32 protein-coding genes are annotated in these 17,311 nt (G+C 51.9%); 31 read left to right on the top strand and 1 reads right to left on the bottom strand.

Annotation, left to right across the window (positions count from 1 at the left end; all coding sequences use genetic code 11):
• The first annotated feature begins 44 nt into the window (after positions 1-44).
• The 5 genes from ACPXV9_RS02395 to ACPXV9_RS02375 all read left to right on the top strand — a co-directional run bounded on the left by ACPXV9_RS02395 (position 45) and on the right by ACPXV9_RS02375 (position 2,818).
• Positions 45-458, top strand: a complete 414-nt coding sequence (locus ACPXV9_RS02395) for a hypothetical protein (RefSeq protein WP_423894254.1) — start codon at positions 45-47, stop codon at positions 456-458.
• Positions 459-570: 112 nt separating this feature from the next.
• Positions 571-1,020: a hypothetical protein gene (locus ACPXV9_RS02390; protein WP_423894252.1), complete on the top strand. Its 450-nt coding sequence runs from the start codon at positions 571-573 to the stop codon at positions 1,018-1,020.
• A 114-nt stretch (positions 1,021-1,134) separates the two neighbouring features.
• Positions 1,135-1,746 (top strand): hypothetical protein, encoded by a 612-nt coding sequence (locus ACPXV9_RS02385; protein ID WP_423894250.1) that lies wholly within the window; start codon positions 1,135-1,137, stop codon positions 1,744-1,746.
• 149 nt (positions 1,747-1,895) lie between these two features.
• The gene (locus ACPXV9_RS02380) at positions 1,896-2,237 is read left to right on the top strand and encodes a hypothetical protein (protein ID WP_423894248.1); all 342 of its coding nucleotides are present in this window, start codon (positions 1,896-1,898) and stop codon (positions 2,235-2,237) included.
• A 110-nt stretch (positions 2,238-2,347) separates the two neighbouring features.
• Entirely contained in the window at positions 2,348-2,818 is a 471-nt protein-coding gene (locus ACPXV9_RS02375) for a hypothetical protein (RefSeq protein ID WP_423894246.1), read from the top strand.
• A 43-nt stretch (positions 2,819-2,861) separates the two neighbouring features.
• On the opposite strand, the gene ACPXV9_RS02370 is transcribed toward ACPXV9_RS02375, so the two are convergent.
• Complete coding sequence (locus tag ACPXV9_RS02370) at positions 2,862-3,548, bottom strand: TetR/AcrR family transcriptional regulator (protein ID WP_423894244.1); 687 nt, start codon at positions 3,546-3,548, stop codon at positions 2,862-2,864.
• A 118-nt stretch (positions 3,549-3,666) separates the two neighbouring features.
• Between ACPXV9_RS02370 and ACPXV9_RS02365 the strand changes: the two genes are divergently transcribed.
• From ACPXV9_RS02365 to ACPXV9_RS02240, 26 genes are all read left to right on the top strand, one after another.
• A complete protein-coding gene (locus ACPXV9_RS02365) occupies positions 3,667-4,842 on the top strand; it encodes a phytanoyl-CoA dioxygenase family protein (protein WP_423894243.1) in 1,176 nt (391 codons plus the stop codon).
• A gap of 51 nt (positions 4,843-4,893) precedes the next feature.
• Entirely contained in the window at positions 4,894-5,193 is a 300-nt protein-coding gene (locus ACPXV9_RS02360; protein WP_423894241.1) for a putative quinol monooxygenase, read from the top strand.
• A 24-nt stretch (positions 5,194-5,217) separates the two neighbouring features.
• Complete coding sequence (locus tag ACPXV9_RS02355) at positions 5,218-6,222, top strand: 2-dehydropantoate 2-reductase (RefSeq protein WP_423894239.1); 1,005 nt, start codon at positions 5,218-5,220, stop codon at positions 6,220-6,222.
• Positions 6,223-6,497: 275 nt separating this feature from the next.
• A complete protein-coding gene (locus ACPXV9_RS02350) occupies positions 6,498-6,794 on the top strand; it encodes a hypothetical protein (protein ID WP_423894237.1) in 297 nt (98 codons plus the stop codon).
• Between the two features lie 62 nt (positions 6,795-6,856).
• On the top strand, positions 6,857-7,306 hold the full coding sequence (locus tag ACPXV9_RS02345; RefSeq protein WP_423894235.1) for an N-acetyltransferase family protein: 450 nt from the start codon (positions 6,857-6,859) through the stop codon (positions 7,304-7,306).
• A 35-nt stretch (positions 7,307-7,341) separates the two neighbouring features.
• Complete coding sequence (locus tag ACPXV9_RS02340; protein WP_423894233.1) at positions 7,342-7,692, top strand: hypothetical protein; 351 nt, start codon at positions 7,342-7,344, stop codon at positions 7,690-7,692.
• Between the two features lie 12 nt (positions 7,693-7,704).
• A complete protein-coding gene (locus tag ACPXV9_RS02335; RefSeq protein ID WP_423894231.1) occupies positions 7,705-8,265 on the top strand; it encodes an NnrU family protein in 561 nt (186 codons plus the stop codon).
• Between the two features lie 21 nt (positions 8,266-8,286).
• Positions 8,287-8,538, top strand: a complete 252-nt coding sequence (locus ACPXV9_RS02330) for a hypothetical protein (RefSeq protein ID WP_423894229.1) — start codon at positions 8,287-8,289, stop codon at positions 8,536-8,538.
• Positions 8,539-8,614: 76 nt separating this feature from the next.
• Entirely contained in the window at positions 8,615-8,983 is a 369-nt protein-coding gene (locus tag ACPXV9_RS02325; protein ID WP_423894227.1) for a GFA family protein, read from the top strand.
• A gap of 9 nt (positions 8,984-8,992) precedes the next feature.
• Positions 8,993-9,277 (top strand): hypothetical protein, encoded by a 285-nt coding sequence (locus tag ACPXV9_RS02320; protein WP_423894225.1) that lies wholly within the window; start codon positions 8,993-8,995, stop codon positions 9,275-9,277.
• Positions 9,278-9,340: 63 nt separating this feature from the next.
• Positions 9,341-9,724, top strand: a complete 384-nt coding sequence (locus tag ACPXV9_RS02315; RefSeq protein ID WP_423894223.1) for an STAS/SEC14 domain-containing protein — start codon at positions 9,341-9,343, stop codon at positions 9,722-9,724.
• Positions 9,714-10,118: a hypothetical protein gene (locus tag ACPXV9_RS02310; RefSeq protein ID WP_423894221.1), complete on the top strand. Its 405-nt coding sequence runs from the start codon at positions 9,714-9,716 to the stop codon at positions 10,116-10,118. Before ACPXV9_RS02315 ends, ACPXV9_RS02310 begins: the two co-directional genes overlap by 11 nt.
• Positions 10,115-10,927 carry an MBL fold metallo-hydrolase gene (locus ACPXV9_RS02305; protein ID WP_423894220.1) on the top strand — a complete coding sequence of 271 codons (813 nt, stop codon included), beginning with the start codon at positions 10,115-10,117 and terminating at the stop codon, positions 10,925-10,927. The genes ACPXV9_RS02310 and ACPXV9_RS02305 overlap by 4 nt, the downstream gene beginning before the upstream one ends.
• 114 nt (positions 10,928-11,041) lie before the next feature.
• Complete coding sequence (locus tag ACPXV9_RS02300) at positions 11,042-11,494, top strand: ABA4-like family protein (RefSeq protein ID WP_423894218.1); 453 nt, start codon at positions 11,042-11,044, stop codon at positions 11,492-11,494.
• Positions 11,495-11,516: 22 nt separating this feature from the next.
• Positions 11,517-11,840 carry a DUF1330 domain-containing protein gene (locus ACPXV9_RS02295; protein ID WP_423894216.1) on the top strand — a complete coding sequence of 108 codons (324 nt, stop codon included), beginning with the start codon at positions 11,517-11,519 and terminating at the stop codon, positions 11,838-11,840.
• A gap of 81 nt (positions 11,841-11,921) precedes the next feature.
• Positions 11,922-12,230 (top strand): hypothetical protein, encoded by a 309-nt coding sequence (locus ACPXV9_RS02290; RefSeq protein ID WP_423894215.1) that lies wholly within the window; start codon positions 11,922-11,924, stop codon positions 12,228-12,230.
• A 15-nt stretch (positions 12,231-12,245) separates the two neighbouring features.
• Entirely contained in the window at positions 12,246-12,404 is a 159-nt protein-coding gene (locus tag ACPXV9_RS02285; RefSeq protein ID WP_423894213.1) for a YqaE/Pmp3 family membrane protein, read from the top strand.
• Between the two features lie 22 nt (positions 12,405-12,426).
• Positions 12,427-13,476 carry an NAD(P)H-dependent flavin oxidoreductase gene (locus ACPXV9_RS02280; RefSeq protein ID WP_423894211.1) on the top strand — a complete coding sequence of 350 codons (1,050 nt, stop codon included), beginning with the start codon at positions 12,427-12,429 and terminating at the stop codon, positions 13,474-13,476.
• A 59-nt stretch (positions 13,477-13,535) separates the two neighbouring features.
• Positions 13,536-13,838, top strand: a complete 303-nt coding sequence (locus ACPXV9_RS02275; RefSeq protein WP_423894209.1) for a 4a-hydroxytetrahydrobiopterin dehydratase — start codon at positions 13,536-13,538, stop codon at positions 13,836-13,838.
• Between the two features lie 32 nt (positions 13,839-13,870).
• Positions 13,871-14,431, top strand: a complete 561-nt coding sequence (locus tag ACPXV9_RS02270; protein WP_423894208.1) for a hypothetical protein — start codon at positions 13,871-13,873, stop codon at positions 14,429-14,431.
• Between the two features lie 36 nt (positions 14,432-14,467).
• The gene (locus ACPXV9_RS02265; RefSeq protein WP_423894206.1) at positions 14,468-14,893 is read left to right on the top strand and encodes a DUF6010 family protein; all 426 of its coding nucleotides are present in this window, start codon (positions 14,468-14,470) and stop codon (positions 14,891-14,893) included.
• Positions 14,890-15,357, top strand: a complete 468-nt coding sequence (locus ACPXV9_RS02260; RefSeq protein ID WP_423894204.1) for a DUF1499 domain-containing protein — start codon at positions 14,890-14,892, stop codon at positions 15,355-15,357. Before ACPXV9_RS02265 ends, ACPXV9_RS02260 begins: the two co-directional genes overlap by 4 nt.
• A 37-nt stretch (positions 15,358-15,394) precedes the next feature.
• Positions 15,395-15,922: a DUF1569 domain-containing protein gene (locus tag ACPXV9_RS02255; RefSeq protein WP_423894202.1), complete on the top strand. Its 528-nt coding sequence runs from the start codon at positions 15,395-15,397 to the stop codon at positions 15,920-15,922.
• A 105-nt stretch (positions 15,923-16,027) separates the two neighbouring features.
• Positions 16,028-16,477, top strand: a complete 450-nt coding sequence (locus ACPXV9_RS02250) for a hypothetical protein (RefSeq protein ID WP_423894201.1) — start codon at positions 16,028-16,030, stop codon at positions 16,475-16,477.
• Between the two features lie 16 nt (positions 16,478-16,493).
• Positions 16,494-16,910, top strand: a complete 417-nt coding sequence (locus tag ACPXV9_RS02245) for a GNAT family N-acetyltransferase (RefSeq protein WP_423894199.1) — start codon at positions 16,494-16,496, stop codon at positions 16,908-16,910.
• A gap of 10 nt (positions 16,911-16,920) precedes the next feature.
• The gene (locus ACPXV9_RS02240; RefSeq protein WP_423894197.1) at positions 16,921-17,304 is read left to right on the top strand and encodes a GFA family protein; all 384 of its coding nucleotides are present in this window, start codon (positions 16,921-16,923) and stop codon (positions 17,302-17,304) included.
• The last annotated feature ends 7 nt before the right edge of the window (positions 17,305-17,311 follow it).

Here is a 17,311-nt window from a genome sequence, read left to right as displayed (position 1 = left end):
ATTCAGTCTGAACAAACCACGATAATTTAACCAAAGGAGATGAAATGAATAAAATAATCGGCATAACTCTATTGATCCTCTCACAAATATCTTTTGCTGACGACGCCGGGCAGCCTCTAGAGAGAGCTTCCAAAGCTTACCTCGCCGGCGGAGCGGAGGCATTTATACCCGCGCTTTTAAAAGGCTCCCCTTTAGAGGGTGAAAAAAGTGTTCTTACCCAATCCAATACCATTCGTCAGATTGAAGCCTATTATGGAGCTTATCAGGGCTTCGAGGTTATGTATGAAAAGCCACTCACAAATAAAGTTCGATTGGTGTATTACGTAATGAATTATGAGCATTCACCTCTTTTCGGTGTTGCTACCTATTACAAACGAAATAATGAGGAAGTGGTGACTAATTTCAACTTCCATACTGAGCTTTGGCAGATAGTACCCAACGACGTTATCTTCAAGTGAAATCTTTAACAAGTGCAGTCGTATGATGCGATTACGCGTATGGCTCTGTAGGCCTGCGCAATGCTTCAGCCGCTTATTTGGCAGCATTGAATATGGAGGACAAGATTGATCAATGGATGTAATTGTTAAGCTGGTTATCCTAGCTGGAATCATAATAATTTTAGAAAAATATTATTTTTTTGCGTTCAAGGATAAGGTGCCGCAGAGCCCGGCAGCACTGGGGAAGGCTTTTGCAGCCCCTACATTTATTCTGGCGATTTCACTGTATGCCTTGAATATTTTTCAAGGGTGGTTCTTTGGGGATATTCCCATGTATGCCTGCATCGGGTCTGCGGTAGCAGTGTTGTCGGCATTTATTGCGGGCTGGGTGTCTGCTAGAACCAGTGAGGATACCCAATCCATGAACTTAAAAATCATCAGTGTTATTGGCATCTTCCCTTTCACCCTGGTGGTCGCAATTGGTTTTATGGGGCATCAAAGTTCACTTGTGATTGGTTTGGTTGCCGCATTCATTCCCGTGCTTGTTTCAGGTGGGCTTGTCTACCGCAAATATGCCCAATAAATTGGTGTTATGCCTATGGGCGCTACGCACTTTTAACGGGGAAGCAAACTTATGGTTTGTTTTCCGTAACCTCAACGTGACAAATTTCAGTCACACAAAAATATGGAGAGAATTATGAATAAAATCCTGACTGCAATGTTTATTATTTTTACGGTTTCTGGTTGTGCTGTATTCGATGGCGGAAATGTACAGAAAACCACCTTATCCCCCTATGAAAATAACGGTGAAGCAAAACCTAATCTGTCTTATTCATCCGTGGCAAAGGGCGGCTTATCTACCTCTAAACGGTTGTCAGAAGCCGGGCAAAGCATCATTGAAGGGGAGCTGCTTTCAGTTCTACAATCCTCTGATTACTTTGGAAGAATTTCAAGAAATGATGAATCAGCGGATATCACTATAGATGTCACAGTAACCAATAGCGGAAACCCAGCCGCATTAATACCGGCATTCATCACGGGTTTAAGCCTTTACACAATTCCATCATGGGCCAAAGACAACTTTAATCTGGTTGCCAATGTTGAACGAAAAGATGGTCTTAAAAAGACTTATGAACTGACAGATTCAGCGACATTGGTGCAGTGGTTGCCCATGATATTTGCTTTCCCGGCTAATAACTTCTCAGTTGTGCCGGAAGTCAGAAAAAATATGTATAAAAAAGTTTTGTCGGATATGAAAAACGATGGGTTTTTCTCCTATAAAGAGAGCACTTTGTCCCTTGCAAGGTAATGCCTGTAAAGAGGCTTAAGTAATTTCGGAAGGAAGTATTCTGAGACGGACCATAAAGCCTGTGGTTTTATGGTCTATTACGGCTGACTTTATGCTGACATGTTATTGTGTGTCATAGTTGATTTGGGCTCGTTAAATCTGGAGGCACAATGACATCACTGTCTGAAAAAATTAATTGGTACAAACAAACCGAAGACAGACAGTGGAAGCGTGTCTGGCACTGCGCAGAACTTGTTTTTATCTCCTTGTCGGCGATTCTGGTGTTGGTGGTATTGCACCTTTATGGCGATGGCACCCAGCTGCAATTTATCGTTGCGCTGTTTACGGCCATGATGGCGTTGTCGTCGGCTTGTCTGGTTCCGTCCTTCTATGGCGCTTCGGTGTTTCAGCGGTGGCACATGCACTTGATATCGCTGGGGCTCGGTTGTGGCGTTGGTGTTTCAGCCGCCGCCGGGTTTGTTATATTGGAGCTGCAGCATCTCAGCTCGTGATCGGAGCATTAACAATCGTTTGTTAAAACGCGGGCTAATCATTTACCAATTGTTTCAAAATAATTGTTTATCAATAAATCCAAAATAGAACAATAAAACGGGAGAAATGCATGTATCAAAACCGGGATGCGCTGGCGCTTGGAACCTTGGCCGTTTTGGGGGCCGTTTTTATTCTGCTGATCCTTCTGGCGTTTTGGGCCTGGCCTAAATACAAAGTGTACAAACTGGAGCTGGATGGCATTGCGGCGCTGAAGGAAGCCGAATGGAGCAAGCAAATCCTGATTGAGGAGGCCAAAGCCCGGGAGCAGGCTTCACTGATGCAGGCCAAAGCCAAAGTTACTCTGGCGGAAGCCGAGGGTAAGGCCAAGCTGGTGAAGGCTAAAGCGGAAGGTGCAGCTGATATTGAGCGGGCCAAAGCGGCCGCTGAGGCCAACCGGATTATTGGTGAATCCTTAAAGGATAACGAGCAATACCTGCGCTATGTGTGGATCAAGGGTCTGCAGGATGGCAAGGGCGAGCGCATTTACATTCCTACGGAAGCGGGGCTGCCGATTCTGGAGGCAGGCAAAGCGGGTAAGTAATACCGCGAGCCGGTTTACCCGATTCCGCGCTGCTGCATGGGGGTTACTCGTGCAGCAGCTGATTGATTTTGGCGATTAACAATGGGTGAAAAGCCTCAGAGGCATCGGCCGCCAGAGTCATGTACATACCGGTGAGGACTTGCACCCGGTATTGCGCCAGATCGATAAAGTCATTCACCCAGTCGTGTCTGGCCAGACGCTGATTGGCAAACAGCCGGTCGGATACCAGACGGGCGTCAATGTTACCGTTCAAATCCCCCCGGGTTTGGCCATCCAGAACAAATTGATGAACGAACCCCAGAGAGCGATCAAACTGGCTGAACACCCCTTCTGACAGTTGCTGCTCAAACACTTTCTCCCGCTCGCTCAAGACAAAGGCGGTTTTGTAAAACGCCTCATCATCGGCGTACAGGGCGATCAGTGAGTCCATATAGGCTTCGATGGCGTCTATGGTCTGGACGGGATCGCTCGACCAATGCATTTGCGCATCAAAGTCTGAGCGGTTAACCAGATCCTGAACCAACTCCCGTAAGACCTCGGTTTTATTGCCGATCAAATTGTGGATGGTCGGCAGGGACACCTTGGATTGCTTGGCCAGTTTTGCCAGGGTGAAGGCGTTGTAGCCCTCCTCTGCAATCATGGTGCGGGCCTGCTTCAGAATGTTCTCGCGGCGTTTGATTTTATTCTGAGTGCGGGCCTCTACTCCCCGTTGTGGTTTCTTGTCCGTCATTTACAAACCTTAACACTTAGTAGATTTTACTATACATTAAATCTATTGATTGTCCGAGTGTCTGAGCATAAGATTTAATCATGCATTAAATCTACTGGATCAACTGCGGAGGTGATCAATGAATGCTACAGATATCAATAAATCAATAGAAGCGTGTGCAGCACATTATGGTGAAGATGCCGAGGCCATGAGGACCTACTTGATAGAAGGTAACCGCAAGGCACTGGCGCTGGATAATCGCGGGCCGTTAACGTTGGATGCAAACGATCGCCTTACGCCGGACATTCTCGAAGCCTATTCAAAATATGGGTTTTATATTTTCGAGGGGGTGATGCACGCAGATGAAATTGAGGATATATCTAACGACTTGAACCGTATGAAGGAGACGTTCCCCATCGAGAACGGCTCCAAGGTCAACGCCAATGGCGAGCCGGCGTTGGGCGCAGACTGTAAGGGTCTTAATCTGTTGTGGGCCAAGCCCCTGGGGGACCCGTTGGGCGGTACCGATTTGGCCAATGGCCGGCATCAGATCAAACTCTACGAACCCAAAGCGGCGGCCGATGCGCCGAAGGAAGCGCCCTTTGTGCTCTTGGGATCGCTGCAATTTTCCGAGGCCTGTTTGCGCGCTTACGGCCATCCCGAGTTATTGAAGGTGGCGGCATCGGTTAACGGCGATGACTTTGCTCCGTTCAATGAATCGCTGTTTATCAAAGAGCCGGGTTTGGGCGCTGCGGTGTCCTGGCATCAGGACGGTGATACGCACTGGCACAGTCCGGACTTTAACGAAAACATTCACGGCTTCAATTTTATGGCGCAGGCTTTTGGCAGCACCGCCGTCAATGGCGTGTGGGTTGTACCCGGCACCCACAAGCAGGGCCATATCGACATTAAAAAGATGGTTGCCGAGGCCGGCAGTGAACGGTTGCCCGAGGCGGTGCCCATCGTCTGCAACCCCGGTGATGTGGTGATCTGCAATCGCCAGTTGGTTCATGGTTCATTCGCCAACACCGGGTTCGAGCGTCGCATTACCGTTAACTTTGGTTTTCATCCCCGCTCATCTGTCTTAAATGTTAAAGGTGCCGGGATTCACTCTGAGGCGGTGGTCTACGATGACAAGTTTATTGAAGAGCGAGCCAAGATGATTGGCTATGCCATTGATGCGCGAAGCCAGCGCTACCCTGACGAAACCCCCTATGACTATAAGCCGCTGTCGGATAAAGGCATTCAAACAAACTGGTCCCCGGAAATCCAAAGCGCCTTTAAGGATTATAACCTGATGGATTTAAGCATCTGATCGACATTCATATTTCGCAGATGTTCTGACATCTGCCAAGGAGAGTTAACCATGGCCCAGCAAGCCGTTCACAGTATCACGCGACTCAATCTACAGGCGCACTGGCTGCAAGATGCCATCCCGGTGATCAAAGAGTTTGTGCAGCAAACCCAGAATGAACCGGGTTGCGTCTATATGAATTTTTATCAGGACAGCGACAGCGATGCCAATGTCGTGTTTGTGTCAGAATTCAGAAGTGAGGACGATTACAAAGTCCACGATACCTCACCCTGGCATCAATCGATTATTGAATATTTGTCGGACAAGTTGGCAGGTCTGCCAGAGCGCACTAATCTGACAAAACTTTGTTGAACATTTTTTAATGCGAGTGTCAGTATGAAAATTGTGGTTTACGGTGCGGGTTCGATTGGTTGTTATATCGGGGCGATACTCTCCCGGCAAGGGCTTGATGTGGTTCTTCTCGGGCGCGAGCGAATAGCCAAAGCCATTGATGACCATGGCGGTATTGGCATCAGTGATTATCAAGGCCGGTCGGAGCGAATCCGTGATGTTGAATTTTCTACCGACGCTGAGGTGTTACGGCAGGCGGATGTTGTTTTGGTGACCTTAAAATGCACCGCCATGCCGGCTGCGGCAGACGAGCTGCAGACATACTGCAAGGACAATTCACTGGTCGTCTGTTTGCAAAATGGCGTTAACGCCGAGGCGCCGTTGCTCGGTAAATTGTCCGGCTCATTGATTGCGCTGGGAATCGTACCCTTCAATGTGATTCAGGACAGCAAGGCCAATTTCCATCGCGCCACCGAAGGCACTCTGTACCTGCCGGATGTGGATGTCTTGCAGCCGGTGCAACAGGCGTTTCAGGATTATGGCGTGCCCTGTGAGCGTGCGCCGGATATGGAGGCGGTTATCTGGGGTAAGTTGCTGCTGAATTTGAACAACGCCATTAATGCCTTGTCGGATCAGCCATTGAAAACCGAGCTGTCTCAGCGGGGTTATCGACGGGTTCTGGCGGCCTGTCAGGAGGAGCTGTTAATGGCCTGTTCCAGCAAGGGCATTCGCCTCGCTCAGTTGACGGGGATAAAACCGGCGCAGTTGCCAAAACTTTTAAAGTTGCCTGATTTTGTGTTCAGGATTCTGGCCAAGAAAATGTTAACCATTGATCCTCAGGCCAGGTCTTCCATGTGGGAGGATATTCAGTTCGGCCGAAAAACCGAGATCGAGTTTTTAAACGGTGCGGTTGTGCGGCTGGCTGAAAGCGTGGGCATGGAGGCGCCGGCCAATGCCACGATTACGCGAATGATTCACGGGTTGGAGGCCAAAGAGATTGCCGGTGGCATGTCGGCCGATGAATTGTTATCCAGAATATCCGAGGGGTAACGCGATCGGGTATCGCTGATAATAGCTGTATGGGCTTGTTCCTCGCTTGCCCTTCTCTCTCCCATCGGCCGGTTGGCGCTGGCCGTTGCAACCGCAGATACATCCTGTAAGCTCAAGCGATAATAAAGACATTGAATATTTGCGGTAGCTGCTACAGTAGATGATTTTAATCAGGGTCATAAAGTTGTTTTTTCATGTCCTTTTTGTCATCGCAATATTCAGGATGATTTGTTTGCACATGACGTGTATCACCCAGCCGGGATCGGGAAAATTATATGAATACATTCCGCGAGCTATCCAGTTGCGTACTGTTTATGATCGCCCTGCTGTTGCTATTTGAAATCTTCACCGCAGGTTTCAGTTGGGTGTTTGCTGGCGGCAGCGTTGTGTTTTTTGTGCTGGCCTATCTCGTTTGGCCGAGCAAGAAAAAAGGTCAGAGAAACGACGACCACTGGTATCTGGATGTACTTGAGGTCGTGATTGAGCTTCCCATTGAGTTGGTGCTCCGTCTGTTCCGATTTTTGGCCAGAGTGGCAAAAGACAAAGACGGTGGTTTTGATCTGGATATCTGATCATCCGGCAACAGATTCTGCCGCTTCTAAATTACAGCGCCTGTTCAGGCATTGGGAGACATATGGATATTACCGTTGAGCCACTGACAGAGGATGATCGGTCGCAGTGGCAGCAGCTTTACCGGGCATACGCTGACTTTTACGAGATGCCGATGGATCAGCAGATTCTTGACAGGGTGTGGGGCTGGATTTTTGATCAGGGCAACGCCTTTTATTGTCAGGTGGCAAAAACTGATTCCGGGTTGCTACTGGGTTTGATGCATTTTCGCGCAATGCCGTCACCGCTGCGTGGTGCCACGGTGGGTTTTCTGGATGACCTGTACGTTAGTCCTGAGCATCGGGGCAGCGGTGTTGTCGATGCCCTGTTTGCGGCGCTGCAGCAGCAGGCCGATGACAGGGGTTGGCCATTTGTTCGCTGGATCACGGCGGATGACAATTATCGCGGCCGTGGTGTTTACGACAAGGTGGCCAACAAGACCCAATGGGTTACCTACCAGATGGCCGTTGAATAAATCAGGACAGAGTTGCAACCATTGGAGGGGGCGTGATGCTGTACATCTTATTGATTGGCGCGGCACTGAATTTTTCAGGTGCGGCCAAGCTGGCGTTTGAGTTTTTCAGGTTGGGTGAACAGGCCGCCGCAGAACATCGGCAGCTCAAGTTGTTTGTGATGGGCGTAGCGACGGTGTTCGGTGCACTCTATCTGTATTTGTTCGCACATCCGCAGTTTATTGATCCGTTTCTCTGGTTTGGCGCGGCACTGAAAGCCTGGGCATTTATTACCTGCCTGTATCTGAAACTGACCGGGCGCATAGATCGCAAACTGTTTCTCGAATTTGGCTTGACCAACGGTGTTGTGGCGGTCATGTTTGTCATGCTCTTGATCAACCTAACCTAGCGGGGAGTCATTATGGCGCTGTTAATTTGTGGGCTGTTAATCTGGTCGATGGTTCATCTGCTCCCTGCTGCCGGGGCACCTTTGCGCGCCGCCCTGATCGGGCGACTGGGGCTCAATGCCTATAAGGGCCTGTTTGCGTTGCTGATTCTGGGATCGGTGGTGTTGATGGTGCTGGGTTGGCGAGCCACTGCGCCCACCTACCTCTATACCCTGCCGCCATTGCTGCAGTCGTTGGCGCTGGCGTTGGTGGTAGTGGCTTTCATCTTGATGGGGGCGGCCAATTACCCGACGCGCATCAAGCGCGTTGTTCGTCATCCGCAGTTAACCGGGCTGACACTCTGGGCGCTGGCGCACCTGTTGTTGAATGGCGATTCCCGTTCACTGATTCTGTTTGGCGGTCTTGGCAGTTGGGCCATTGTCGAGATGATCTTTATCAATCGTCGTGATGGTCAGTGGCTGAAACCCGAGGCCCCAAGTTGGTCGAAAGAGATTATCGGCGTAGTGATCAGCCTGATCATTCTGGCCGCTGTGGTCTGGGCACACCCATACATTGCCGGTGTGCCGGTCAGATAAACTGCCGGAGTGAGTCGGGTTATGAAATCCTGGGTGATTGCATTGGGTGGTCTGGGTGTCAGTTGGCACTTTACGGATCTAGCGTCAGAGTCTGCCTTGCACAATATGGTCTGGCCTCTGCTGACTGTAGTTTTTCTGATCACGACCATCGTCAAACTGGCGGCTGTCATCGGTGGCAAAGGCGGTGGTCCCGGTGGCGGTTCAGGCGGTGGCTTTTGGGGCGACGGTGGTAATGGTGATGGTGGTTGCGGCGGAGGAGACGGCGGCGGTTAACCAACCCGCCTTAGATGCAGATTAGACTCAGCTGCATGGTGCCAGATAGTTGCTGCCAGATAGTTGGGCCAGAACGATGAAAAAGGAGGTTGAAGTGCAATATCGAGGTGGCTGTCACTGTGGTGCCGTGCGTTTTGAATTTGCATCCGAGCCGATTGCATCGGGTTTGCGTTGCAACTGTTCGTTGTGCCGGCGCAAGGGTGCGGTTATGACCGCCTTTGTGCTGGCTCCCGAGGAGCTGAACATCGAGGTTAAGAATAACGCATTGGCCACTTATGAATTTGGTGGGCAAGTCGCCAAGCATCATTTCTGTAAAGTCTGTGGCATTTACCCCTTTCATCAAACGTTGCGCAAACCCGGCCACTACCGGGTCAATCTCGGCTGCGTAGATGGCATCGACACCACCCATCTGCCCTTTGAGGTGTTCGATGGCGCGTCTTTATAAGCGGTTACGGTGTTGTTGAGCCTGTTGATTACCTTTCCGCTTGGCGCTCTTTTAGTGGCGGCGTTGTACCTGCGTATGTACGCCCGAATGAAGTCGCCGCCGTCGTTGCTCGCCGGTGTGTTATGGGTTGGTTACGCCGCCTATGAGAGTTTGATGCAGGCGCGGGTGCTGTGCACCGGTGAGTGCAATATTCGGGTTGATTTGCTGTTGCTGTACCCGCTGTTGTTGCTGGTGTCGCTATTGGCCAGTGTGTTGTATTTTCGCAAAAAAGCCCGCTCTGATAAGGCGCGTTGATCACCCCGGGTCGGAGAGCCTCTGCTATATTTTGAGACGGACAACAGACGCAGAGGTGCCACTATGAGTTATCAGCGCCACGGGCTGGCCATCGGTATCGACCGGATCGATGATCACTTTTTTCTGACCTTCAAGGCTCAGGGAAAACTGACCCACGCAGATTATGAAACCATCACGCCCATGATCGATTCGGCGCTGGGACAGGTCAAACAGCCCAAAGTCAAAGCCCTGTTTGATGGCACGGAGCTCGAAGGCTGGGAGGCCAGAGCGGCCTGGGACGATTTCAAGTTGGGGCTAAAGCACGGCAGCGAGTTTGAAAAGATTGCCTTCTATGGCAATAAGAACTGGCAGAAGCTCTCGGCCAAATTGGGCTCCTGGTTTATCAGCGGCGAGATAAAATATTTTGACAGTCTCGATGAGGCTCTGGATTGGTTGCGTGACCGTTAAAAAACATCTGCAATTGCTGGCGTACAGTTTTATCACCTGGCTGACCTTTTATCTGATCGGCCTGCCCGAGTACTACCAGCAGTGGCCACTGTGGGCCAAGTTGGTGGTGGTACCGGTGGTGACCGCTTTGTACTTTCCGGTGGCTCGCTTCAGCCTGAATCACTATTGGGATGACGGTAACCATCGGGTTAACGCCCGCTGGCTGGCTCTGTATCTGACGGTGCCGCTGTTTGTGTACGATTATTTGCTGCTGGCTGTTTACAAAGGCATCGGCATCTACTTTGTGATCCCCTACTGGTACCTGACGTTTTTTTATTTTTCGTTCTGGATTCAGTTCCCCTATGTGGCCCGGCAGATGGAGCGTGAAACTCTGGTGGTGGCCGAGCCGGAATGAAGCTCCGTTATTTTGGTTACAACGCTTTTCTGATCGAGACAGGTGAGTACCGCATAGCCATAGACCCCGGTGCCCTGTTTTTTTACTGGTTTCGATTTTCTCCATTGATTCCCAAGCATCTTTGGCCCGGCATCAGCCACATTCTGGTGACTCACGGCGATCCCGATCACTACTGGCACGTCGATCGGGTTGCGGGGGCGGCCGCTGCGCCGGTGATTTTTCATAACAGCATGTTGCGTGATGTGGGTGGCCGGCAGTTGGCTCTGGGGCCACGATCCAAAGGGGTGGTTTTTAATACGGCATTGGATCGGGTTCATGGCCTGTCGGTTAATCAAACCGTTGCGGTGGAGGGTCTGCAGCTCACAGGGCTGGCGGCCGTGCACGGGGATTTGCAACTGCAGCTGGGCCCATTTACCCATACCGTTAAAACCGGTCCGGGCGAGCGCATCGGTTGGGGCGCCATGGGGTTTGATATTGCGGTGAATCATAAAAGGCTGGTCAATCTGGGCGACACCTTGTTGCTTGAGCCCGAGTTGCTTGAATCCGAGTGGCAGCCATACGCGGGCGCCGATGTGCTGATGATCCCCATTGGCGGGCGACTGGCGCACAACACCATGAGCGAGGATGAGGCGCTGCAGGCGGTGAAGGTGCTGCAGCCTGAAGTGGTGATTCCCTGTCACTACAATTGCCCGGGGCTGTTTTCCCGGCGCCTCAATCCGGCCGACGATCTTCAATTTAAGCGCGATGTGGAATCGCTGGGAATCCGCTGCGAGATTCTGCAACCCGGCGAGGCGTTGAGGCTGGATTAGTCGGGTTGATGCGCTCCGGGTTTGCTCATGCCATAGGTCATAAAGGCTGAGATAAAAAGTACTTATGGTTTTCTCCGGTATCCATAATAATTTTGCAAAAAGGAGAAACCGTCGATGAAGACCCTTGCTAACCTGTTCAAAGTTTCAAACTACACCGCCCTGCTGGGCTGGGTTGTGCTGGCATCGCTGCCGCTGTGGCCCTATGGCGTTGAGATGGTGATTATGACCATCGTCCTGCTGCTGTGTGTGGTCTATACCTACCTAATTTTCTTTGCCCGCAAGCTCGATCAGGGCGAGCCGGTGAGAGGCAGCTTCTGGTCGTTGAAAGGCGTGATGTCTCTGTTCAAATCTCCCCGGGTGGTGCTGGCCGGTTGGGTTCACTATCTGGCATTTGATTTGATGATTGGTTTGTTTATTGCGGTGGATGCCGCGCGCGTCGACATCAACCATTGGCACCTGATTCCAACCCTGTTTCTGACGCTGATGTTCGGGCCGGCGGGGTTGTTGAGTTATTTTATTTTGAAATTTTTGATGACCGGCGAGGCGCTGTTCACCCTCAACTTTTAATGAATGAACTGGAACTCTCACCATGGATGAACCCATCTATATGCTCAATGCCCTCTGGCTGAAAAAAGACGGCGGTGCAGAAAAATATCTGGAATACGGCGCCGCGGCACGGCCATTACTGGCAAAGGCCGGTGCCGAGGTGCAGGAAAATTACGCCCCGGAGCAAAGCCTGATCGGTGACTTTGATCCGGACGTTTTCTTTATGGTGCGCTACCCCAGCATGGACGCCTTTAAAACCATGATCGGCAGTCCGGAATATCAGAAAATTCTGCATCTGCGCGAGGAGGCCATCGATAACAGCCTGCTGATTCGCTGCAAGCCCTATGACTGGAATGCCAGTCGCTGAGTTGTCATTGGCCGTTAATACAATTCCCCGGGTCTTGTGTTAGGGTTTGAGTCCTTGCCGCAAACTGTTCAAACCGCTTGAATGAATCACCTGTTTCGCACCACCGGACTTGCTGCTGTGACGTTGATTGGCATCACCGTCATGGTCGCGGCGTGTGCAGTGGGTGATGGCAAGGCTGGACGACCGCAAGCCTGCTCGCCATTATGGTATGACCTGGTTGAGGCTCGCGTTGCCACTGGTGATGGTCACGGTCATGGCCCCGACCCCGGTTCGCTGGAATGGCGTTCTGTGATTGAGTTCAAACTGGGCATCCGGGGCAATCCATCGCTGCCGGATCTGGCTTCCAGCCAGTGGTGTGACTACATTGATAGTCTTGTGTTTCAACAATAATAAAAAGGAATGACCATGAATAAGATCGTAATGATCCTGCTGGCCCTGTTTTTACCCCCCATTGCCGTGTTTCTGAAAGAAGGCGCGGGCAAGCATCTGATCATCAATATTGTGTTGTGTCTGGTGTTTTTCCTGCCCGGTGTGGTGCACGCCCTGTGGGTGACCATGAAGTAATGATCGACTCAAGGATGAGATGATGGCGACGCAACTGTGTCAACGGCTGGGTATCGTCAGGCCCATTATTCAGGCCCCCATGGCGGGCTCCCAGAATTGGCAGTTGGCGGTGGCGGTATCGGAAGCCGGCGGCCTGGGTTCGATCCCCTGCGGCATGCTCAATGCCGATCAGGTTGTCGCCGAGATTCAGCAGTTTACCCGTCACAGCGATAAACCCTACAACCTCAATTTCTTCTGTCACACCATGCCCGCTATGACGCCACAGGTCCTGAGCCAATGGCAGCAGTGTCTTGAGGGGTATTATGATGAGCTGGACGTACAGCCGCCGGAAACGGTCAGCGGTTTGCGCTTGCCCTACGACGATGCCGTGGCGGATCGCCTGGAGGCCTATAAGCCACCGGTCATCAGTTTTCACTTCGGTCTGCCGTCGGCGCAGCAGGTTGCTAGAATCAAGTCATGGGGCTCGCTGATTCTATCGTCGGCCACCACAGTGGAGGAAGGTCTGTGGCTGGAGCGCCACGGTGCCGATGTGGTGATTGCTCAGGGCGTCGAAGCCGGCGGTCATCGCGCCATGTTCCTGACCGACGATCCCGGCTCCCAGCTCGGTACCATTGAACTGGTCCGGGCGCTCAAACGTACACTGCAGGTACCGGTGGTAGCGGCGGGCGGCATCGCGGCGGCTGATGACGTTGAGGCCATGCTGGCCCTCGGGGTTGCAGCGGTTCAGGTGGGCACGGCCTATCTGTTGTGCGATGAGGCCAAAACCAGTGCGGTTCACCGGGAGGCTCTTCACCAGGCACTAAAGGCAGGCACTGCAACCACCGCATTGACCAATCTGTTTTCCGGTCGGCTGGCGCGCGGCATCAGCAATCGCTTGATGCGCGATCTCGACTGCGTTTCCGACAAGGCGCCGGCCTTCCCCTACGCGGCGGTCGCCATTGGTCCATTGCGGGCCCGGGCGGAGTCACAGGGGCGGGGGGATTTTTCACCACTGTGGAGTGGCACCAATACCTCCGGTTGCCAACCGATATCGGCCGGGCAGCTGACCCATCAACTTTGGCCTGAGTCATAGAGAGACCCTGCTGCGCCAGTGCACAGGGCTCCGGGCTCAACACACAGCGGAGAATCACCATGCAGCTTGAAGCGTACGATCAGACTCAAATTGCCAGTCTTATTTCAGAGTTGAATCACCGCGGTGGCAACTGGGATTTGCAGGACGGCAAACTCACCACCGATTACAAGTTCGCTGATTTCAATCAGGCGTTCGGTTTTATGACCCGGTGTGCGCTGTACATTGAGAAGGTGGACCATCATCCTGAATGGTTTAATGTCTACAGCAAGGTCCGAGTGCAGCTGACCACCCATGAAGTCTCGGGCATTTCATACAAGGACGCCGATCTGGCCAATGTGATGGATCGGTTCGCCGCCCAGTAAAAAGGTTATAGATTGCTGAGGAGTCAGACGTCATGGCAGAGATTGAAATTAAGCTTGATCGTCCCCGTATAGATGAACTGCTTGCGCCTTATCGGCAACAGATTGGTAATGACTTCCCCGGTTACCGCAATCACGTCTACCGAACCGTGACCTATGCCATGCATTTTCTTGGCAATCACAGTCGGTATGAGCCGTTGGTGGAAACCGCCTTTGTCTATCATGATCTGGGTTTATGGACCGATCACGAGCTGGCCTATCTGGAACCCTCAGAGGCAGTGGCTCTGGCCGATAACGAAAAATACGGTTGGGGGTTGGACCCGGATGCTCTGCGGGGGGCGATTCACTGGCATCATAAGATCAGGCCCTATAAAGGACCGCATCAGGCAGTGATTGAAGCCTGTCGCAAAGCGGATTGGATTGACGCGTCGATGGGCATCATCCGCAAAGGTTTGAGTCGGGCCGCCATCAAGCAGGTCGAGGCGGCATTTGCCAATGAGGGCTTTCACAAGACCCTGCTGCGTTTGGCCAAAGACTACGGTGGTTCGACTCTGGTCGGGGGAATTCAAGTGACCAGAGGCATCGTCAAGTGGTAGCTGTGATACAACCATAATAAACAGTCAGGAGAGAGCATGTATTTCACCTTATGGTTTGTACTGGGGTTGCTGTTTGTGGCGCCTTTGCTGCTGTTTGCGCAGCGGCTGCGTTTCAAAACCATGGTTAAGTTGATGGGCCGCAGCCTGATTATTGCGGCGCTTATTTATATCGGCTTTGCGCTGCTGTGGGGCAATACCGAATGGCTTGTGATTGAGGTGATGGGGGTGGCGCTGTACGGTCTGTTCTACTGGCTGGCGCTGCGCCACTCGGCACTGTGGCTGTCGCTTGGCTGGTTGCTGCATCCGCTGTGGGATGTGATGTTGCACATGCTGGGGCCGGGTGCCCATGTGGTGCCCGATTGGTATGCCATTGCCTGTGTGTCGTTTGATTTGGCGGCGGCCCTGTATATTGTCTATCGCATTGAATTGGAAAAACGTCTGACTAAACTGGAGAGCGCATGAAAAATACAAACACCTTACTGTTAAAAGCGATGACCGTTGCCGCGGTGCTGGTTTTGGCCGGCTGCGCGGGAACCAGACCCATGCTCGGTGTGGATGGCGGTCTGTTAAAGCCCTGTCCGGACAAGCCCAATTGCGTCAACAGTCAGGCACAGGGCAGCGACCACTTTATCGAGCCGGTTGTTTTCAGTGGCGAGCTGGCGGATGCCAGAGATCAGCTGGTGGTGGCAATCAACAGCATGGAGCGTGCAGAGATCATCGAGTCCGAAGACAGCTATATCCGCGCCGAATTTACCTCGCTGTTTTTCGGGTTTGTTGATGATGTTGAATTTTACCTGTCACCCAGTGAGCAATCGGCGTTGATCATTGCGCATGTGCGCTCGGCCTCAAGACTGGGTCACTCGGATTTTGGTGTTAACCGCGAGCGGGTTGAAGCCATCCGTGAAAAACTGAAGCGCAAAGAGTAATGTGGTATCGGATAACGATGACAGATGGGGAGATGGGATGAAGCGCAGGACGTTGTTAACGGGAATGGCTTCTGCCGGTCTTGTCGCTACCGGAGGCTATCTGTGGCTGCTTGATGGCAGTGATCCCGAGTCATTGACCATGGATCGCGCCATCGTCTTGCTCGATCGGATGATGACCGGCACGGTAACCACGCACGGTGAGTGGCGTCTGAACCAGATCCTGATGCACTGTGCACAGAGCGTCGAGTATTCAATGACGGGTTATCCTCTGCACAAATCGGATTTGTTCAAAAACTCACTGGGCAAGCTGGCTTTTTCTGCGTTTGCCAAGAAGGGGGAAATGACCCATGGCCTGAGCGAGGCCATTCCCGGGGCGCCCGTCTTGTCGCAAGACACGGATGTGATGGCGGCCTACCAGCGCTTTCGCCAATCCATGGTTCGCTTCAAACAATACGAGGGTGAACTGGCGCCACATTTTGCCTATGGTCCGCTGACCAAAGCCGAATACGAAAAAGCCCATGCCATGCATTTTTACAATCACTTGCAGGAAATTAACTTTGGCTGACGCCCATTAAGGATGACAGCCTTGAGCGATTAATAAAAACAGCCTTGAGCGGACAACTATACAAGGTCTTGAGCGGACAACTTTAAAGGCCCTGAGCAGGCAACTATGAATGACTTGAGCGAATACCACGGAGCGATTTTATTTTTTCATCTGCTGGCAGTGGGCATCTGGGCCGGTTGCATTGCCATTGAAGTGGTGTGTGAACTTGGCCAGAAACACGCCGGCGTTGCTGAAAATTACATTGCCACACTGCACTGGAATATCGATCGCTTTGTTGAGATTCCCGCGATCATTGTCACTCTGGCGACCGGTATTCTGCTGTATCAAAACGTTGCCGCGACGCCCTTGTTGCAATACAAAATCTACGCGGGCGCCGCGGCGATTGTGCTCAACAGTGTGGCGGCCTATACCGTTTACCGACGCTATCAGGCGTTCGCTGTTCAGGATGAGTCCCGCTATCTGTACTTTCATCGTTTGCATGAACGTGTGGGCATCGGTTGTGTGGCGTCGATCACGACGGCCATCGTACTGGGCGGCATGCATTTTTCCCTGTAATCATGGAGATTATTCTGTGACTATCGAATACAAAATCAATCAAGCTGTCACCGCCGATGCCTTTATTGATTTGTTGCAGCGATCCACTCTGGCAGAGCGGCGTCCGATTGATGACCGCGAGTGCATGGCCGGGATGGTGGCCAACAGCAATCTGATGATAACGGCCTGGGACGGTGAGCAGCTGGTGGGGATTGCCCGCAGTGTCACGGATTTTCACTACGCCTGTTATCTATCGGATCTGGCGGTGGATCAGAGTTATCAGAGCCGCGGTATTGGCAAACAACTGCAGCGCTTAACACAGCAACAGCTGGGTTCGCAGTGTAAATTGATCCTACTGGCGGCGCCGGCGGCCAATCAATACTATGAGCGAATCGGTTACGATCATAATCCCCGTTGCTGGATGCTGCAGCCCGATGCCACCATAGCCGATTAATGGAGGCCTGATGATTTATCAAGGCAGTTGTCACTGCAAGGCGGTGACCTTTGAAGTGGAAGCGCCGGAAACTGTGGAAGTGGAAAATTGCAATTGTTCCATCTGCAAAAAATCCGGCTTTCTGCATTTGATCGTGCCATTGCAGCGTTTCAAATTATTAACAGGGCAGGATGCCTTGAGCACCTACACCTTTAATACCGGGGTGGCCAAACACTACTTTTGTAATACCTGCGGCATCAAACCCTTTTATGTGCCCCGCTCCAATCCCGACGGGATGGACATCAATGTCAATTGTCTCGACACCCGGCCCAAGGACATCCGGGTTGTGGAGTTTGATGGCCAGAACTGGGAGCAACACGCCCACACTCTGGCGCACAAAAGTAGCGCGGAATAAAGGAGTC

Origin of the sequence: Candidatus Pelagadaptatus aseana, from assembly GCF_040362265.1 — a bacterium.
GTDB classification, from domain to species: Bacteria; Pseudomonadota; Gammaproteobacteria; order Pseudomonadales; family Cellvibrionaceae; genus Pelagadaptatus; species Pelagadaptatus aseana.
Note: the sequence above shows the minus strand (reverse complement) of the source record. Positions and strands in the feature narration are given on the sequence as shown.

What these genes read in the sequence shown, in the direction of transcription:
- ACPXV9_RS02315 (WP_423894223.1), top strand. Translation starts at nt 9,341, where the DNA reads ATGAGTTATCAGCGCCACGGGCTGGCCATCGGTATCGACCGGATCGAT.
- ACPXV9_RS02255 (WP_423894202.1), top strand. Translation starts at nt 15,395, where the DNA reads ATGAAGCGCAGGACGTTGTTAACGGGAATGGCTTCTGCCGGTCTTGTC.
- ACPXV9_RS02370 (WP_423894244.1), bottom strand. Translation starts at nt 3,548, where the DNA reads ATGACGGACAAGAAACCACAACGGGGAGTAGAGGCCCGCACTCAGAAT.
- ACPXV9_RS02385 (WP_423894250.1), top strand. Translation starts at nt 1,135, where the DNA reads ATGAATAAAATCCTGACTGCAATGTTTATTATTTTTACGGTTTCTGGT.
- ACPXV9_RS02275 (WP_423894209.1), top strand. Translation starts at nt 13,536, where the DNA reads ATGCAGCTTGAAGCGTACGATCAGACTCAAATTGCCAGTCTTATTTCA.
- ACPXV9_RS02300 (WP_423894218.1), top strand. Translation starts at nt 11,042, where the DNA reads ATGAAGACCCTTGCTAACCTGTTCAAAGTTTCAAACTACACCGCCCTG.
- ACPXV9_RS02260 (WP_423894204.1), top strand. Translation starts at nt 14,890, where the DNA reads ATGAAAAATACAAACACCTTACTGTTAAAAGCGATGACCGTTGCCGCG.
- ACPXV9_RS02360 (WP_423894241.1), top strand. Translation starts at nt 4,894, where the DNA reads ATGGCCCAGCAAGCCGTTCACAGTATCACGCGACTCAATCTACAGGCG.
- ACPXV9_RS02365 (WP_423894243.1), top strand. Translation starts at nt 3,667, where the DNA reads ATGAATGCTACAGATATCAATAAATCAATAGAAGCGTGTGCAGCACAT.
- ACPXV9_RS02335 (WP_423894231.1), top strand. Translation starts at nt 7,705, where the DNA reads ATGGCGCTGTTAATTTGTGGGCTGTTAATCTGGTCGATGGTTCATCTG.
- ACPXV9_RS02380 (WP_423894248.1), top strand. Translation starts at nt 1,896, where the DNA reads ATGACATCACTGTCTGAAAAAATTAATTGGTACAAACAAACCGAAGAC.
- ACPXV9_RS02250 (WP_423894201.1), top strand. Translation starts at nt 16,028, where the DNA reads ATGAATGACTTGAGCGAATACCACGGAGCGATTTTATTTTTTCATCTG.
- ACPXV9_RS02280 (WP_423894211.1), top strand. Translation starts at nt 12,427, where the DNA reads ATGGCGACGCAACTGTGTCAACGGCTGGGTATCGTCAGGCCCATTATT.
- ACPXV9_RS02330 (WP_423894229.1), top strand. Translation starts at nt 8,287, where the DNA reads ATGAAATCCTGGGTGATTGCATTGGGTGGTCTGGGTGTCAGTTGGCAC.
- ACPXV9_RS02290 (WP_423894215.1), top strand. Translation starts at nt 11,922, where the DNA reads ATGAATCACCTGTTTCGCACCACCGGACTTGCTGCTGTGACGTTGATT.
- ACPXV9_RS02295 (WP_423894216.1), top strand. Translation starts at nt 11,517, where the DNA reads ATGGATGAACCCATCTATATGCTCAATGCCCTCTGGCTGAAAAAAGAC.
- ACPXV9_RS02345 (WP_423894235.1), top strand. Translation starts at nt 6,857, where the DNA reads ATGGATATTACCGTTGAGCCACTGACAGAGGATGATCGGTCGCAGTGG.
- ACPXV9_RS02305 (WP_423894220.1), top strand. Translation starts at nt 10,115, where the DNA reads ATGAAGCTCCGTTATTTTGGTTACAACGCTTTTCTGATCGAGACAGGT.
- ACPXV9_RS02395 (WP_423894254.1), top strand. Translation starts at nt 45, where the DNA reads ATGAATAAAATAATCGGCATAACTCTATTGATCCTCTCACAAATATCT.
- ACPXV9_RS02265 (WP_423894206.1), top strand. Translation starts at nt 14,468, where the DNA reads ATGTATTTCACCTTATGGTTTGTACTGGGGTTGCTGTTTGTGGCGCCT.
- ACPXV9_RS02340 (WP_423894233.1), top strand. Translation starts at nt 7,342, where the DNA reads ATGCTGTACATCTTATTGATTGGCGCGGCACTGAATTTTTCAGGTGCG.
- ACPXV9_RS02240 (WP_423894197.1), top strand. Translation starts at nt 16,921, where the DNA reads ATGATTTATCAAGGCAGTTGTCACTGCAAGGCGGTGACCTTTGAAGTG.
- ACPXV9_RS02350 (WP_423894237.1), top strand. Translation starts at nt 6,498, where the DNA reads ATGAATACATTCCGCGAGCTATCCAGTTGCGTACTGTTTATGATCGCC.
- ACPXV9_RS02355 (WP_423894239.1), top strand. Translation starts at nt 5,218, where the DNA reads ATGAAAATTGTGGTTTACGGTGCGGGTTCGATTGGTTGTTATATCGGG.
- ACPXV9_RS02390 (WP_423894252.1), top strand. Translation starts at nt 571, where the DNA reads ATGGATGTAATTGTTAAGCTGGTTATCCTAGCTGGAATCATAATAATT.
- ACPXV9_RS02325 (WP_423894227.1), top strand. Translation starts at nt 8,615, where the DNA reads ATGAAAAAGGAGGTTGAAGTGCAATATCGAGGTGGCTGTCACTGTGGT.
- ACPXV9_RS02285 (WP_423894213.1), top strand. Translation starts at nt 12,246, where the DNA reads ATGAATAAGATCGTAATGATCCTGCTGGCCCTGTTTTTACCCCCCATT.
- ACPXV9_RS02375 (WP_423894246.1), top strand. Translation starts at nt 2,348, where the DNA reads ATGTATCAAAACCGGGATGCGCTGGCGCTTGGAACCTTGGCCGTTTTG.
- ACPXV9_RS02270 (WP_423894208.1), top strand. Translation starts at nt 13,871, where the DNA reads ATGGCAGAGATTGAAATTAAGCTTGATCGTCCCCGTATAGATGAACTG.